Origin of the sequence: Thermogutta sp., from assembly GCF_039793925.1 — a bacterium.
Lineage (GTDB): Bacteria > Planctomycetota > Planctomycetia > Pirellulales > Thermoguttaceae > Thermogutta.
Window position 1 is genome coordinate 1 of the sequence record NZ_JBAMME010000070.1, and the last position, 1504, is coordinate 1504.

Consider the following 1504-nt stretch of genomic DNA (forward strand, 5'->3'; position numbering starts at 1 on the left):
TAACTGTGTGCGTGTATCGTAGTCAAGAGAGTCGCTCATTCGGAGATTAGTCTCACGTATCATTTGTCACACACCTTTTGTTTAGAGAGTCTCGATTCTATTCTAATTACAAACCACATTATTCGGGAGAAATGGGCGGAAAGATACAATCTCGTGATCGTCCTATGTTCCTCACCCCCGCTGCTCGGCGGGCGGCGTGGAACTTTTTCTGGTGGTGGCGTGCCGGGTGGTCGGCCAGGCTGCCTTGGTGGTCGTGGTCCTTCTGCTTACCCGCCATCTCAGCCGGGCGGAGTTCGGTATGTTCATGACCGCCCTCGCCATCCAGGGATGTATACCGCTTGTAAACGTCTCTTGTTTGCCTGACGCGCAGTTATTAACAATTGAAAGGCTTGCCGCGACTGCGCTAGTAAGTTCGAGTATCTCAACGGGCCCTCTTAGTACATCGGGCGACGCACACTTCCCCCTCGTAACCGTCTTTCAACGGTTGGACCGCACAATCGGGAAATCGTCTTGTTAGCTCGAGGAAGACTTTGCACAACTGATGGGTGCGGAACCCCAACCAGTGCGATAGCTTGCCGATCCGCGTGAGGGCCCGAACATACCTGCGAGAGAATGGGGCTTGGGTGAGCAGCTCCACACTGGGGAAAAACTGTCTGAGCAAGTCCGCGAATTCGGACATCGACCATTCTCGCAGGTGAAATGGATTGAACGTGACAATTCGATACTAGTGTGACCGTATCCCGATCCGCAATCTAAAACATCCCATTGTGACGGTGGCTTGTTCAGAAACGGTGCGCAAGTATCGAGTATTTGTTGGGCGAGCCGGTCAGCTAATTGCGCCCGCTCACGCATCATTTTCTCATTCTGTTGTTCATAGAGTGGCCTGTCATCAAACATTCGTTGATCCCGAGTGATGATTGCGAAATGTGCGCCGTCAACTACGCATATCAGAGCATGGATGTCCGTGAACCTGTGCCTGGTTTAGTGCCATTTCCCGTGCCAATTGGGTCACCATATTCTCCAGGCGTCTATAGCGATTATAGAACACGCGGAGGAAGACTAAGAGACCAAGGGTGACCAGGTAGAGGACCAAGTCGCTTCCCCGGGTGATTCCGAAAACCTTGGCGGCCAAGGATGTGATGGGCGGGTAGGCGATGGCCACCGCACCAGCCGCCCAAACGAAAAACCAGAACAACCCGGCCAACCAGCTTGTTTGGCCCCGGCGGAGCCGTAAAAGCTGGTTGATCGCCGCCAGTGTGCACAGTGGAACAAACACGATCTGAAACAGGTTCATCGCATCACCTTTTCGGCAATAATTCGTAAGCCCATCCGAAACGCGGCCGTCGTCTTCTGCCCTTTGGCCAGCGACGCGTCGCTATAATGGATCGTCACCGGAACCTCAATAAAGCGTAAGCCGGAGCGGGCGATCTGATCAATGATCTCGCTCGCATGTTCCATTCGGTTCATGGTGATGTGGATACGCTGGGCGCCACGTCGGGTCATC

General features: G+C 53.7%; 2 protein-coding genes and 1 pseudogene. All 3 read right to left on the reverse strand.

The window, feature by feature from the left end:
- Positions 1 to 421: 421 nt before the first annotated feature.
- Complete coding sequence (locus tag ABJK56_RS02110) at positions 422 to 679, reverse strand: hypothetical protein (RefSeq protein ID WP_347243013.1); 258 nt, start codon at positions 677 to 679, stop codon at positions 422 to 424.
- Positions 680 to 934: 255 nt separating this feature from the next.
- Complete coding sequence (locus tag ABJK56_RS02115) at positions 935 to 1294, reverse strand: DUF2304 domain-containing protein (RefSeq protein ID WP_347243014.1); 360 nt, start codon at positions 1292 to 1294, stop codon at positions 935 to 937.
- A pseudogene (locus tag ABJK56_RS02120) lies at positions 1291 to 1504 on the reverse strand (glycosyltransferase family 2 protein); the annotation flags it as partial. The gene ABJK56_RS02115 and the pseudogene ABJK56_RS02120, both read right to left, overlap by 4 nt.

Bases quoted from the DNA above. Each gene is read 5' to 3' on its own strand.
- ABJK56_RS02110 (WP_347243013.1), bottom strand. From the start codon at position 679: ATGTCCGAATTCGCGGACTTGCTCAGACAGTTTTTCCCCAGTGTGGAG.
- ABJK56_RS02115 (WP_347243014.1), bottom strand. From the start codon at position 1,294: ATGAACCTGTTTCAGATCGTGTTTGTTCCACTGTGCACACTGGCGGCG.